Annotated in this window: 12 protein-coding genes; 9 read left to right on the forward strand and 3 right to left on the reverse strand. The window is 71.6% G+C overall.

Annotation, left to right across the window (positions count from 1 at the left end; genetic code table 11):
• The first annotated feature begins 33 nt into the window (after positions 1-33).
• Positions 34-1,221 (forward strand): saccharopine dehydrogenase family protein, encoded by a 1,188-nt coding sequence (locus ACZ6JY_RS35580; protein WP_469202787.1) that lies wholly within the window; start codon positions 34-36, stop codon positions 1,219-1,221.
• A gap of 72 nt (positions 1,222-1,293) precedes the next feature.
• Here ACZ6JY_RS35580 and ACZ6JY_RS35585 read toward each other — a convergent pair whose 3' ends face one another.
• Together ACZ6JY_RS35585 and ACZ6JY_RS35590 are read right to left on the reverse strand one after the other, a co-directional pair.
• Positions 1,294-2,739, reverse strand: a complete 1,446-nt coding sequence (locus ACZ6JY_RS35585) for a glyceraldehyde-3-phosphate dehydrogenase (protein WP_469202789.1) — start codon at positions 2,737-2,739, stop codon at positions 1,294-1,296.
• 58 nt (positions 2,740-2,797) lie between these two features.
• A complete protein-coding gene (locus ACZ6JY_RS35590; RefSeq protein WP_469202791.1) occupies positions 2,798-3,487 on the reverse strand; it encodes an endonuclease V in 690 nt (229 codons plus the stop codon).
• Positions 3,488-3,635: 148 nt separating this feature from the next.
• Between ACZ6JY_RS35590 and ACZ6JY_RS35595 the strand changes: the two genes are divergently transcribed.
• From ACZ6JY_RS35595 to ACZ6JY_RS35605, 3 genes are all read left to right on the forward strand, one after another.
• The gene (locus ACZ6JY_RS35595) at positions 3,636-4,145 is read left to right on the forward strand and encodes a hypothetical protein (protein WP_469202793.1); all 510 of its coding nucleotides are present in this window, start codon (positions 3,636-3,638) and stop codon (positions 4,143-4,145) included.
• A gap of 74 nt (positions 4,146-4,219) precedes the next feature.
• Positions 4,220-5,644 (forward strand): flotillin family protein, encoded by a 1,425-nt coding sequence (locus tag ACZ6JY_RS35600; protein WP_469202794.1) that lies wholly within the window; start codon positions 4,220-4,222, stop codon positions 5,642-5,644.
• 86 nt (positions 5,645-5,730) lie between these two features.
• Positions 5,731-6,030 (forward strand): YciI family protein, encoded by a 300-nt coding sequence (locus ACZ6JY_RS35605; RefSeq protein WP_469202796.1) that lies wholly within the window; start codon positions 5,731-5,733, stop codon positions 6,028-6,030.
• 16 nt (positions 6,031-6,046) lie between these two features.
• On the opposite strand, the gene ACZ6JY_RS35610 is transcribed toward ACZ6JY_RS35605, so the two are convergent.
• Positions 6,047-7,129, reverse strand: a complete 1,083-nt coding sequence (locus ACZ6JY_RS35610; RefSeq protein WP_469202798.1) for a WD40/YVTN/BNR-like repeat-containing protein — start codon at positions 7,127-7,129, stop codon at positions 6,047-6,049.
• A 240-nt stretch (positions 7,130-7,369) separates the two neighbouring features.
• On the opposite strand from ACZ6JY_RS35610, the gene ssgD reads away from it, so the two are divergent.
• The 5 genes from ssgD (at position 7,370) to ACZ6JY_RS35635 (ending at position 14,043) form a co-directional block, all read left to right on the forward strand.
• Positions 7,370-7,786 (forward strand): spore wall synthesis regulator SsgD, encoded by a 417-nt coding sequence (gene ssgD / locus ACZ6JY_RS35615; RefSeq protein WP_469202800.1) that lies wholly within the window; start codon positions 7,370-7,372, stop codon positions 7,784-7,786.
• Between the two features lie 307 nt (positions 7,787-8,093).
• A complete protein-coding gene (locus ACZ6JY_RS35620; RefSeq protein ID WP_469202802.1) occupies positions 8,094-9,749 on the forward strand; it encodes an ABC-F family ATP-binding cassette domain-containing protein in 1,656 nt (551 codons plus the stop codon).
• 10 nt (positions 9,750-9,759) lie between these two features.
• The gene (locus tag ACZ6JY_RS35625; protein WP_469202804.1) at positions 9,760-12,102 is read left to right on the forward strand and encodes an ATP-binding cassette domain-containing protein; all 2,343 of its coding nucleotides are present in this window, start codon (positions 9,760-9,762) and stop codon (positions 12,100-12,102) included.
• 35 nt (positions 12,103-12,137) lie between these two features.
• On the forward strand, positions 12,138-12,914 hold the full coding sequence (ddaH, locus tag ACZ6JY_RS35630) for a dimethylargininase (protein WP_469202806.1): 777 nt from the start codon (positions 12,138-12,140) through the stop codon (positions 12,912-12,914).
• A 157-nt stretch (positions 12,915-13,071) separates the two neighbouring features.
• The gene (locus ACZ6JY_RS35635) at positions 13,072-14,043 is read left to right on the forward strand and encodes an acyl-ACP desaturase (protein WP_469202808.1); all 972 of its coding nucleotides are present in this window, start codon (positions 13,072-13,074) and stop codon (positions 14,041-14,043) included.
• The last annotated feature ends 119 nt before the right edge of the window (positions 14,044-14,162 follow it).

The raw sequence follows: 14,162 nt of genomic DNA on the forward strand, positions 1-14,162 counted from the left end.
ACATCCGGGTGACACGCACGGCGGAGAGGTGCCATGAGCAGTCGGAGCAAGGATCGCGCGTACGACATCGTGCTCTTCGGAGCGACCGGCTTCGTGGGGGTGCTCACCGCGGAGTATCTGGCCGCGCACGCGCCCGAGGGGCTGCGGTGGGCCGTCGCGGGGCGCGACACGGCGAAGCTGGAGCGGCTGCGGGACCGCCTCGCGGCGGACCACCCGGCGTGCGCGAAGCTCCCCCTGGTGCACGCCGACGTGGCCGACACCGCGTCGCTGGAGGAGCTGGCCGGCAGCGCCCGCGTGGTGGCCTCGACCGTCGGCCCGTACCTGACGTACGGGCAGGAGCTGGTCGCCGCCTGCGCGGACGCGGGCACGGACTACGTCGACCTGACGGGTGAGCCGGAGTTCGTCGACCTCATGTACGTGCGGCATGACGCCCGCGCGCGGGAGACCGGGGCCCGGCTCGTGCACACCTGCGGCTTCGACTCGATCCCGCACGATCTCGGGGTGTACTTCACGGTCCAGCAGTTGCCGAAGGACGTGCCGCTGCGGATCGACGGCTTCGTGCGTTCCAACGCGCGGTTCTCCGGCGGCACGTTCGCCTCCGCGCTCAACCAGATGGGCCGCGGCCGGCAGATGACGGCCGCCGCGAAGGACCGGCGGCGCCACGAGGCGCGCCCGGCCGGCCGCACGGCCTGCGCGCCGCCCGGAACGCCTCGGTACGCGGCCGAGGTCGGCGCCTGGGCGCTGCCGCTTCCGACGATCGACCCGCAGGTGGTGCAGCGCTCGGCGCGCGCCCTTGAGCGGTACGGCCCCGACTTCCGCTACCGGCACTACGCGGCCGTCAGGACGCTGCCCGTGGCGCTCGGCGCTCCGCTCGCCCTCGGGGGCCTCATGGCCGCCGCGCAGGTGCCTTCCGTACGCCGCCTGCTGTCCGGGCGGCTGAAGCCCGGCGACGGGCCGAGTGAGGCGCAGCGGGCCGAGGCGCGGTTCTCGGTGCGCTTCGTCGGCGAGGGCGGCGGCAGGCGGGTCTTCACCGAGGTGTCCGGCGGTGACCCGGGGTACGACGAGACGGCGAAGATGCTGGGCGAGTCGGCGCTCTGCCTCGCCCTGGACGACGTCCCGTCGGCGGGCGGCCAGCTCACACCGGCCGTGGCCATGGGTGACGCGCTGCTGGCCCGGCTCATGGCCGCGGGGATCGGCTTCCGCGTGGCCGCGGTGCGCTAGACGGGAGGGGGTGCCCCGCGCGCGGGGCACCCCCTCCTCATTCCGGTGTCCCGGTGTCCCGTTATCCCGGTATCAGGCCACCGGCACCGGGTACGTCGGGTACTCGACCCCGGAGACGTACTGCACGACGCGGATGACCTGGCACGAGTAGCCGAACTCGTTGTCGTACCAGAGGTAGAGGATCGCGTTGTCGCCGTCGACCTTGGTGGCGCCCGCGTCGACGATCGACGCGTGGCGCGAGCCGATGAAGTCGTTCGACACCGCGTCGGGGGCGCTGGTGAAGTCGATCTGGCGCTTCAGCGGCGAGGTCAGCGACACGTTGCGGAGGTAGTCGAGGACCTCGTCGCGGTCGGCCTCGCGGCCGAGCGTCAGGCTGAGGATCGCGATCGAGACGTCCGGCACGGGGACGCGGATCGAGCTGCCGGTGATGGGCGCCTTGAGGTCGGGCAGCGCCTTGGCGACGGCGGACGCGGCACCGGTCTCGGTGATGACCATGTTGAGCGGCGCGGAGCGGCCCCTGCGGTCGGCCTTGTGGAAGTTGTCCAGCAGGTTCTGGTCGTTGGTGAACGAGTGGATGGTCTCCACGTGGCCGCGCAGGACGCCGTACTCGTCCGCCATCGCCTTCAGCGGCGGGACGATCGCGTTGGTGGTGCAGGAGGCGCAGGACAGGATGCGCTCGTCCGGCTTGATCGTGTCGTGGTTGACGCCGTGCACGATGTTCGGGACGTCGCCCTTGCCGGGCGCGGTCAGGACGACCTTGTCGATGCCGGGGCGCAGGTGCTCGGAGAGGCCCGCGCGGTCGCGCCACTTGCCGGTGTTGTCGATGAGGATGGCGTCCTTGACGCCGTACGCCGTGTAGTCGACCTCGGAGGGGTCGTTGGCGTAGATCACCTTGATCTCGTTGCCGTTGGCGATGATCGTGCTGTTCGCCTCGTCGACGGTGATCGTGCCCTGGAACTGGCCGTGGATGGAGTCGCGGCGCAGCAGCGAGGCCCGCTTGACGATGTCCTGCTCACCGCCCTGGCGCACGACGATGGCGCGCAGGCGCAGACCGTTGCCGGAGCCGGCCTTCTCGATGAGCAGGCGGGCGACGAGGCGGCCGATGCGGCCGAAGCCGTAGAGGACGACGTCGCGTCCCTCGCGGCACTCGATCTTGTTGTCGCCCGTGGCGCCGGCGACGGCCTCGGCGGTGAACTCGGCCACGGAGAGCCCGCGGTCGTCGCTCTTGTACGTCGCGGCGAGCATGCCGAGGTCGATCTGCGAGGGGCCCAGGTCGAGCGTGGTGAGGGCCTGGAGGAACGGCAGGGTCTCGGTGACCGAGAGCTCCTCGCCGGCGATCTGCCGGGCGAACCGGTGGGTCTTGAGGATGCTGACCACCGACTTGTTCACCAGGGAGCGGCTGTGCAGCAGGACCGTGACGTCCCGCTCGCGGTGCAGCTTCCCGATGAGCGGGATCATCGACTCCGCGATCTCCTCGCGGTTCTTCCAGTTGGTGAACGAGTCGTCATTGACAGTCACAGGAGTATCTTTCGAGCTAGGCGGCGCTCATATGCTAACCCGCTCATCTTCCCGCCCCTCAACCGGCCGCCGCCCGCAGGGCGGCGCGGCACAGCGTGTCCGCGCGGCGGGTGGATTCCGGCAGCCGGTAGCGGGGCGTGAGGTTCAGCGTGTGCGCGCAGGCCTGGTCCAGGGTCACCCGGTGGCCCGCGGAGACGAAGACCGGCTTCACGCCCTCGCGGGTGCGCAGCGCGCGCCCGACCTCCTCCGCCCCGTCCAGCAGGGGCGAGGCGCTCCCCCGCGGCGCGGCCGGCGCCTCGTACGTGAAGGTGAAGGGGTTCTTGGCGACGCCCATCGTCGGGAGGCCGGTCAGGACGCCGAGGTGGCTCGCGAGGCCGAAGCGGCGCGGATGCGCGACGCCGTAGCCGTCGCAGACGACGACGCCGGGGTCGGCGGCCAGCCGGGAGAGCGCGGCGAGCACGGTCGGGATCTCCCGGAAGGCCAGCAGCCCCGGCACGTAGGGGAAGGCGACGGCGCCGACCGCGGTGGCCTCCTCGACGACGTCGAGCGTCGCCGCGTCGAGGACCACGACGGCCGCGGCCACCACGTCCCGCTCGTCGTCGTAGGCCACGTCCACACCCGTCACGTGCCCGGTGCCGGGCCGCGGCCCCGAGCCGTCGAGGACCACGCGGGGCCGCAGCTCGTCCTGGACGGCCAGCGCCGCCTCGTCGTCGGTGGGCCACGCGGCGGGAAGTCGGTAATCGATCACGAGGCGCGAGCCTAGCCGGGCCGCCCGCCGGGCCCACCGGCATCAAAGACGCGTAAAGATTGCCGGAAACAGGCAATGTCAGCGCCCATCCATGCATGACAGCCTCGGTACATACCAAGGCGGACGGCATGGACGGGGGAAGTGACCGATGACGGTCTTTCTGGGTCTCGGCATCGCGGGGATCATCCTGCTCGTGCTCTCGCTCGTCCTCGACGGGGTCCTCGAAGGGCTCTTCGACGGCGTCCTGGACGGCCTCTTCGACGGCCTTCTCTCCCTGCCCGTGATCGCCGGGTTCGTGTCCATGCTCGGCTTCGGCGGGGCGATCGTGCTCGGCACGACCGGCCTCGGCGCCGGGCCCGCCACCGCCGCGGGCGCCTGCGCCGGTGCCGGGGCCGGCTGGCTGACCTGGCGGGCGACCCGCGCCCTGATGCGCGACCAGACCTCGGCAGCGCCGCGCGGCGACGACCTCGTGGGCACCGCAGGGTCCGTGGTCACCGCGATCCCGGCCGAGGGCTACGGCGAGGTGCTGCTGCACCTCTCGGGCCAGCGCGTGAAGTTCGCCGCCCGCAGCTCCGCCGCCGTGGCGCGGGGCACCGAGGTCTGGGTCGAGTCGGCCCTGACGTCCACCTCGGTCGCGGTACGCCCCGTGGAGCGCTGACCCCGGGCGACACCGCGACTCACCACCACACCCAACCGATCTGCCGTCCCAGGGTGGCAGGGGGGAACACGCATATGAGTCCAGTCCTGACCGCCGTCATCGGAGTCGTCGTACTCCTCGTCCTGTTGGCGCTCGTCGTCGTCACCCGCTACAAGGTCGCCGGGCCGAGCCAGGCCTTCATCGTCACCGGGCGGCGCGGCAAGAAGTCCACCGATCCCGACACCGGCCGGGTGATGACCGACAACAGCGGCCAGAAGGTCGTGGTCGGCGGCGGCGTCTTCGTCGTGCCGTTCGTGCAGCAGAAGTTCACCCTCGACCTGTCCTCGCGGCACATCCCGATCGCGGTGCGCGGCGCCGTCACGCTGCGCGGCGTCAAGGCGAACCTCGAAGGCGTGGCCATCGTGAAGGTCGGCGGCACCGAGGACTCGATACGCGCCGCGGCGCAGCGGTTCCTCGTGCAGCAGGACGGCATCGTCGGCTTCACCCAGGAGGTGCTCTCCGGAGCGCTGCGCTCGATCGTGGGCCGGATGTCGGTGGAGGACATCATCCGTGACCGCGCCGCCTTCGCCGGGCAGGTCGCGGAGGAGGCCGAGGCCAGCCTCTCCGGGCAGGGCCTGGTCCTCGACGCCTTCCAGATCCAGGACATCACCACCGAGGGCTCCTACCTGGAGGACCTCGGGCGCCCCGAGGCCGCCCGCGCCAAGCAGGAGGCGGACATCGCCGAGGCGGTGGCGCGCCGCGCCGCCGAGCAGGCGCGTCTGAAGGCCGAGGAGGAGATCGCGATCGCCCAGCGGACGTTCTACCTCAAGCAGGCCGAGATCAAGGCCGAGACGGACGAGGCCGCGGCGCGCGCCGGCGCCGCGGGACCGCTCGCCGACGCGGCCAGGCAGCAGGACGTCCTGGCCGAGCAGGAGAAGGTCGCACAGCGCCAGGCCGCGCTGACCGACCGCGAACTGGACACCAAGGTCCGCAAGCCCGCCGACGCCGCGCGCTACCAGGCCGAGCAGGAGGCCGAGGCGCGCAGGATCAGCCTGGTCAAGCAGGCCGAGGCCGACGCCGAGCGGGCCCGTCTGACCGGTGAGGGCGAGAAGGCGCAGCGCGCGGCGCTCGCGGACGCCGTCCGGCTCGAGGGCGAGGCCGAGGCCGCCGCGATCGGCGCGAAGGGTTCCGCCGAGGCGGAGGCGATGCACAAGAAGGCCGACGCGTTCGCGCGGTACGGGGACGCGGCGGTTCTGCAGATGCTCGTCGAGGTCCTGCCCAGCGTGGTCGCCAAGGCGTCGGAGCCGCTGAGCGCGGTGGACAAGATGACGGTCATCTCCACGGACGGGGCGGGGCAGCTCTCCCGTACGGTCGCCGACAACGTCGCCCAGGGCATGGAGCTGCTCAGCTCCACCACGGGCGTCGACCTGGCCGAGCTTCTGAAGGGGCTCACCGGGGGCACCCGCGCCCCGGAATCCGCCGGGACCCCGCAGAACGGCGCGATCAAGATCGCCGACTAGCCGCAGCCGCCCCGCTGTGCCGTGCCCGGCCGCTCCGCCGGGCTCCGCGAGGCTGCCGGTCCCACGGGCCCGGTAGCCTCGCGATCATGTTTGTCCTCGAACTCACCTACACCGCGCCCGTCTCCGCCGTCGACGAGCACATGGCCGCGCACGTCACCTGGCTGGACGGGCTCTACGAAGCCGGGGCCGTCCTCGCGTCCGGGCGGAAGAACCCGCGCGACGGCGGCGTGCTCATCGCCGTCGCGCCGGACCGCGCCCGGATCGAGGAGATCACCGCCTCCGACCCGTTCGTACGGGCCGGGGTCTGCGAGTACCGCATCACCGAGTTCTACGCGACGAAGACGGCACCGGCACTCGCCTCCTACCGGGAGCAGCTCCCCGCGTGACGCCCGGCGCGGGTGTTCAGCCCCGCTCCAGGCGGGCGATCCGGCCCTTCTCGCCGGCCGCCCAGCAGCCGCGGGCGCCCGCGCAGTCCACGGTGTTGTAGGACCCCGGGTCGACCGTGCGCCAGGTCCTGCCGCCGTCCGACGTGACGTCGGTGCCCGTCGGGCCGACCGCGAGGGCCGTGGCGCGGCTGTGCGGGAACCATGTGACGCCCGAGCGGTAGGCGGTCGGCGGCCGCCCTGCGTCGCGCCAGGTGCGGCCGCCGTCGCGGGTGACCGCCGCGGCCTTCGGCGACGCCTGGTCGGCGCGGTAGTCGCCGCCGACCGCGATGCCGTGCGTACGGTCGCGGAAGGCGAGGCCGAAGACGCCGCGGGCCGGGTCGCCCGCAGGGATCGGCGCGTCGGTGGCCTGCCAGGTCAGGCCCCGGTCGGCGGAGTGCAGCACGCGCGCGTGGGCCGCCCCGCCGGTGGCCAGCCAGACGTCCCGCGGGCCCGAGGAGACCAGGCACTGGCCGCTCGCCGCGAAGGCCGCCTCGCCCTGCTGTGCCGCGGGCATGCCGGTGTTCGGCAGGACCTTCCAGGAGCGGCCGCCGTCGGCGGTGGACAGGATGCGGTACCTGCCGTCGACCGGGTCGCTCACGGCCAGGCCGTGGCGGTGGTCGAAGAAGGTCATGCAGTCGTAGAACGCCCTGGCGTCGGTGTTGCGGAAGGACTCCGTCCAGGTCGCGCCGCCGTCATCGGTGCGCAGCACGCGGGAGGCCTCGCCCTCGCCGATGGCGAGCACCACCGCGCGCCGGCCGTCGAAGGCCTCCACGTCCCTGAACTCCAGGTCCCCGGCGCCCGATGGCGACACATCGCGCCACGTCCCGCCGCCGTCCGAGGTGCGCAGCACGGTGCCTCCGGTCCCGGCCACCCAGGCCGTGTCACGGCTGACGGCGGCGAGTCCGCGGAAGCGCGCGTCGGTGCCGCTCTCCTTGAGCTGCCAGCTCAGACCCTTCGTGGAGGGCTGCTCCTGCCCGCCGGTACGCGCCTGTGCGGGGGCCGCGAGAACGGCTCCCACGAGCGCCGCCCCGCACAGTCCCGCCAGTACCGTGCGCCTCATCGACTTCGTATTCCCCATGGCCCTCATGGCGGGCGAAGCTAGCCGACGCGCCGGGGCTCGTCCAGATGGCCGGAAGGCGTCCCACGACCGATGGTCGCCGGGAACCGCGGGGGCCTCCACGGTGTCGCGGTGACAGAGGTCACTCGGTCCCACCACTCTCCATGTGCACGGATTCCGTCATTCCGTCGTCTATTCAAGTGTCGACCCCAGTCGTCCAGCAGTTCAGTGAGGGAGCAGGCGTTGTCCACTGTCATCGAGCAAGCCGTAGAGGCCCGCCTGGTCGCCGCCGCGCCGCGGATGCTGACCATTCCCGCGATCCTGCACTACGACCGGCAGGACCCCTTCGCCGTACGGATGAGCTTCCCCGCTCCCGCGACGCTGGAGGGCGTGGAGGTCTACTGGACGTTCGCCCGCGACCTGCTCGTCCAGGGCGTGGAGAGCGCGGTGGGCGACGGCGACGTGCGCGTGCGCCCGTACGGCTTCGACCGCACGGTCGTGGAGTTCCACGCGCCCGAGGGCACCGCGATCGTCCACGTCCGCACCGGGGAGCTGCGCCGCTTCCTGCACCGCACGACGGCCCTCGTGCCGGTCGGCCAGGAGCACCGCCACGTCGACCTCGACCAGGACCTGGCCGAACTGATGCGGGACGCCTGCTGAGCGACCTGCTGACCGCACGGGCGTGCCGTGGTGCGCGTTAAGACGTTGACACCCGCCACGACACCCTCGTACGTTGTAAAAGGTTCTGTTGCCGTCGACAGGAGAAGGACGTTGCTCGTCTGAGGTCATGAGACACCGCGTCACGCAGCCCTGCGCTGCCGTGTACGCCGTGTGCGACCTCGGCGCATGAGCCGTCCCGTCTCCCCCGGCACAGGCCTTTTCTCTTTCTCCGGCCTCACCTCTGCCGCGGTGTCTCGAACGCGTTTGCCCCTGACCGCGCTCCACACCACGCGACCGCGAGGCCCGTATGTCTACTCACCCCACCTCTCGCCCCACCTCCATCACCGTCACGTCGCTGGACTTCACCTGGCCCGACGGGACCAGCGTCTTCGACGGCCTCCAGGTGACCTTCGGCCCCGGCAGGACCGGGCTCATCGGCGTCAACGGCTCAGGAAAGTCGACCCTGTTGAAGCTGATCGCCGAAGAGCTCATTCCCACCGACGGGACCGTCAAGGTCGCCGGTGAGGTCGGCTGGCTGCCGCAGAACGTCACCCTCGACACCGGCCTCCGCGTCGACGAGGTGCTCGGCATCGCCGCCACCCGCGCCGCGCTGCACGCCATCGAGGCGGGCGACGCGAGCGAGGAGCACTTCGCCGCCGTCGGTGACGACTGGGACGTCGAGGAGCGCGCCCTCGCCACCCTCGACCAGCTCGGGCTCGGCCACATCGGCCTGGACCGCACCACGGGCGAGGTGTCGGGAGGCGAGTCGGTGCTGCTGCGCCTCGCCGCGCTGCTGCTGCGCAGGCCCGACGTGCTCCTGCTCGACGAGCCGACCAACAACCTCGACCTGTACGCCAGGCGGCGGCTGTACGCGGCCGTCGAGGCGTGGTCCGGGGTCCTCGTCGTGGTCAGCCACGACCGTGAACTCCTGGACTTGGTCGACCAGATCGCCGATCTGCGCGACGGCGGTGTCACCTGGTACGGCGGGAACTTCTCGTCGTACGAGGAAGCCCTCGCCGTGGAGCAGGAGGCGGCGGAGCGCATGGTGCGCGTCGCCGAGTCCGACCTGAAGAAGCAGAAGCGCGAACTGGCCGACGCCCAGGTCAAGTTGGCCCGCCGCAAGCGGTACGGCCAGAAGATGTGGGACCAGAAGCGCGAGCCGAAGATCGTGATGGGCGCGCGCAAACGGGCCGCCCAGGAGTCCGCGGGCAAGCACCGCATCATGCACGAGGAGAAGCTCGCCGAGGCCAAGGAGCGCCTCGACGACGCCGTGGAGGCGGTGCGGGACGACGACGAGATCCGCGTCGACCTGCCGCAGACCCTGGTGCACCCCGGGCGCACGGTGCTGACCCTGAGCGGCCTTGAGATGCGCTACGGAGCCCGCGCCGAGGGCGAGTTCGAGCTGCGCGGCCCCGAGCGGATCGCGCTGATCGGACGCAACGGCACGGGCAAGACCACGCTCCTGCGGACCATCGCGGGAGAGCTCGACGCGGTCTCCGGCGAGGCACTGGCGCACGTACCGCTGCGCTTTCTGCCGCAGCGCCTCGACGTGCTCGACGACGGGCTCACGGTCGCCGAGAACGTGGCCGCGTTCGCGCCCGACGCGACGAACAACCGCGTCAGGGCGCGGCTCGCCCGCTTCCTCTTCAAGGGGGCCAAGGCGGACCAGCGGGCGGGCACCCTCTCGGGCGGCGAGCGCTTCCGCGCGGCGCTCGCGGCGCTGCTGCTCGCCGATCCGGCGCCGCAGCTCCTGATGCTCGACGAGCCGACGAACAACCTGGACATGGCGAGCGTCAAGCAGCTCTCGACGGCCCTGGAGTCCTATCAGGGGGCGCTGATCGTGGCCAGTCACGACCTGCCGTTCCTGGAGTCCATCGGCATCACGCGGTGGCTGCTCATGGACGGAGGACTGACCGAGATCACCCAGGAAAAGAAGACAGAAGCTGTCGGGTATTCCGGCTAGCTTCGGGTGCATGCGCCAGGACACACCGCACGACACGCACCAGGACCAGGACCAGGACTCGCACTCGCACATCACCATCGCCGGAGCCCGGGAGAACAACCTCAAGGAGGTGGACCTGCGCATCCCGAAGGGCCGGCTCACGGTCTTCACCGGGGTGTCCGGCTCGGGCAAGTCGTCGGTCGTCTTCGACACGATCGCGGTCGAGAGCCGTCGTCAGCTGAACGAGACCTTCACCTGGTTCGTCCGCAACCGGCTGCCGAAGTACGAGCGGCCGCACGCGGACTCCATCGAGGACCTCTCGCCCGCGATCGTCGTCGACCAGCGGCCGGTCGGCGGCCACTCGCGCTCCACGGTGGGCACGATGACGGACGTCTACTCCGTGATCAGGGTGCTGTTCTCCCGGTACGGCACACCGAGCGCGGGCCCGGCAACGGCGTACTCCTTCAACGACCCCTCGGGCATGTGCCCCGAGTGCGACGGTCTCGGCAGGACCGTGCGGCCCGACTACGGCCGCATCATCGACCCGGCCAGGTCCCTGGCGGACGGCGCGATCCTCTTCCCGCCGTTCGCCGTGGGGACCTGGCAGGGGCAGACGTACACCAACACCACCGACCTGGACACGCACAAGCCCGTCGGTGAATTCACGGACGCCGAGCGGCGGTTCCTGCTGCGCGGCGGCGGCCGGGGCAGGGTGAAGGTCAGCGTCGACAACACCGGGGGCGCCCGCGACATCGACTACGAGGGGCTCGCCGACCGCTTCGAGCGCCTCTACCTCAACCGCGACCTGTCCACGCTCTCCCAGCGGACCCGCGACCTGGTGCAGGGCTTCCTCGACGAGGGCCCGTGCCCCTCCTGTCACGGCGCCCGCCTCAACCCGGCCGCGCTCGCCACCCGGGTCAACGGCCTGAGCATCGCCGACTGCACCCGGATGGAGGTCACGGACCTGATCGGCGAGCTGGGGCGCGTCGACGACCCGGTGGCCGGGCCCGTCGCGCGGGCCGCCGTGGCGGCCCTGGAACGGATCGAGGCGATCGGCCTCGGCTATCTGAGCCTGGACCGCGAGACGTCCACGCTCTCCGGCGGCGAGGGGCAGCGCCTGAAGACGGTCCGCCACCTCGGCTCCAGCCTCACCGGCATGACGTACATCTTCGACGAGCCCAGCGTCGGCCTGCACCCGCGCGACGTGGGCCGCCTCAACGACCTGCTGCTGCGCCTGCGCGACAAGGGCAACACCGTCCTCGTCGTCGAGCACGACCCGGACGTCATCGCGGTCGCCGACCACGTCGTCGACATGGGCCCGGCCGCCGGCACCGACGGCGGCCGGGTCGTCTTCGAGGGCACACCGGACGAACTGCGCCGGGCGGACACCCTCACCGGACGCCAGTTGCGCCGCAGGAGCGGCGTCAAGGAGCACCCTCGCGAGCCGAGCGGCGGCCACTGGATCAAGGACGCCGACCTGCACAACCTCAAGAACGTCAGTGTGCGCGTGCCGACCGGGGTGCTCACCGCCGTCACCGGGGTCGCGGGCTCCGGCAAGAGCACGCTGGTGTCGAAGGTGTTCACCGAGGAGCACCCGGACGCCGTGGTGGTCGACCAGTCGTCCATCGGCGTCTCCAGCCGCTCGACCCCGGCGACGTACCTCGGGATCATGGACACCGTCCGCAAGCTCTTCGCCCGGGAGACCGGCACGAGGGCGAGCCTGTTCAGCTTCAACTCGCACGGGGCGTGCGAGTGCTGCCAGGGGCGCGGGATCATCCACAGCGACCTGGCGTTCATGGACCCGGTGACCACGACGTGCGAGGCGTGCGAGGGACGGCGCTTCAAGGACGAGGTGCTGCGGCTCACCGTCCGGGGCCGGTCGGTGGTGGACGTACTGGCGATGACGGCCGACGACGCCATGGACTTCTTCGCGCCCTTCGACGACACGGCGGTCCGCCGCAGGCTGGGCGCCCTGCGGGACGTGGGCCTCGCCCACCTCACGCTCGGCCGGTCGCTGAGCACCCTGTCCGGCGGTGAGCGCCAGCGCATCAAGCTCGCCACGCAGCTCCACCGCACCGGCACCACGTACGTACTCGACGAGCCGACCACCGGGCTGCACATGGCGGACGTCGACGGGCTGCTCGCGCTGCTCGACCGGCTCGTGGACGCGGGCAACACCGTCCTGGTCGTCGAGCACAACCTGGACGTCGTCAAGCACGCGGACTGGGTGATCGACCTCGGCCCCGAGGGCGGCAAGCACGGCGGGCGGGTGGTCTTCGAGGGGACGCCGGCCCAGCTCGCGGCGGCGGAGGGTTCGTTCACCGCCGATCACCTGCGCCGGGCTCTGGGCCGGGGGCGGGCGCGCGCTGCATGATGTGCGGCACTGCCCCGCACCCGTGAGGAGAGCCCGTGCCCAGCAAGAAGGCCCTGATCCGCCGTCCGGGACCGCGCGTCGCCGACGGCCTGGTCACCCACCTCCGGCGCACGCCCGTCGACAGGGAGCTGGCGCTGCGGCAGTGGGACGCGTACGTCGGGGCGCTGCACGCGTACGGCTGGGAGACCCTGGAGGTGGAGCCGGCCGACGACTGCCCGGACGCGGCCTTCGTCGAGGACACGGTGGTGGTCTTCCGCAACGTCGCCCTGATCGCCCGGCCGGGCGCGGAGTCCCGGCGCGGCGAGACGCCGGGCGTCGAGGAGGCGGTGGGCAGGCTCGGCTGCTCGGTGAACTGGATCTGGGAGCCGGGCACGCTGGACGGCGGCGACGTCCTGAAGGTCGGGGACACGATCTACGTGGGGCGCGGCGGCAGGACGAACGCGGAAGGGGTGCGGCAACTGCGGGCGGTCTTCGAACCGCTCGGCGCGCGCGTCGTCGCCGTCCCCGTCACGGTGGTCCTGCACCTGAAGTCGGCGGTGACGGCGCTGCCGGACGGTACCGTCATCGGGTACGAGCCGCTGGTCCACAGCGGTTCGCTGTTCCCGCGCTTCCTGGCGGTGCCCGAGGAGGCGGGCGCGCACGTGGTGCTCCTCGGCGGCGCGAACGTGCTCATGGCGGCGAGCGCGCCGAAGAGCGCGGAGCTCTTCGCCGAGCTGGGGTTCGACCCGGTTCCGGTCGATATCAGCGAGTTCGAGAAACTGGAGGGCTGTGTGACGTGCCTCTCAGTCCGGCTCCGGGACCTGTACGCCTGAGCAGCGGTGGGGCCCTTGTTACACAAGGGGACCGCTGGGTACCGGTTTCCCGGTCCCTTTACGGAGGGCTTAACCTACGGCAACGTAACCTACGACACCGTAGGTAGTGCACCGCTCGCACTGCTCGTAAGTACTCCCGTCCCCCTATGGAGCCCACGTGACGATCACCTCTCCCCACCTCGGCAGCGCGGACAGCTGGACCGATGCCCGTCTGCTCTACGCGCTGGAGGAAGTGGTCGAGCAGGAACTGAACCGCCACCTGAAGGTGGCGAAGGACTGGATGCCCCACGAGTACGTCCCGTTCTCGGACGCACGCAACTTCCCCGGCTTCTTCGAGGACGGCGAAGCGTGGGAGAAGGGCCAGTCCCCGGTCACCGACATCGGCCGGATCGCCCTCGTGGTCAACCTGCTCACCGAGGACAACCTGCCCAGCTACCACCACGAGATCGCCTCCCTCTTCGGCCGCGACGGCGCCTGGGGCACCTGGGTGCACCGCTGGACCGCCGAGGAGGGCCGCCACGGCATCGTGATGCGCGACTACCTCCTCGCCTCGCGCGCCGTCGACCCGGACCAGCTCGAACAGTTCCGCATGATGCACATGAGCGAGGGCTTCGAGTCGGACAACGGCCACTCGATGCTGCACTCGGTCGCCTACGTCGCCTTCCAGGAGCTGGCGACCCGCATCTCGCACCGCAACACCGGACACCAGTCGGGCGACCCCGTCTGCGACCGCATGCTGGCGCGCATCGCGACCGACGAGAACCTCCACATGGTCTTCTACCGCAACCTCCTGAAGGCCGCCTTCGAGCTGGCGCCCGACCTGACCATGCAGGCCGTGCGGGACGTCGTGGTCAACTTCCGCATGCCCGGCCACGGCATGCCCGGCTTCGAGCGTGCCGCCGCGCAGATGGCGATCGGCGAGGTCTACAACATGCGCATCCACCACGACGACGTGCTCCAGCCCGTGCTGCGCCACCTGAAGGTCCTGGAGATGGACGGCCTCGGCCCCGAGGGCCTCAAGGCCCAGGAGGAGCTCGGCTTCTTCATGGGCGGCCTCGACGCCGAGGCGTCGAAGTTCGACGTGAAGCTGGCCGCGCGCAAGGCGCGGATGGCGGCACGGGGGGCCTGACCTCCACCTCCGCGGTTCGCAGGACGGGCCGGGACGACGCCACAGGGCGCCCCCCCAGCCCAGAAAGGGGGCAAGGACGTTACACCACAACTTACGACCACCCGCCACGGTTCCACGGT

This window comes from Streptomyces sp. NPDC046335 (genome assembly GCF_055587985.1).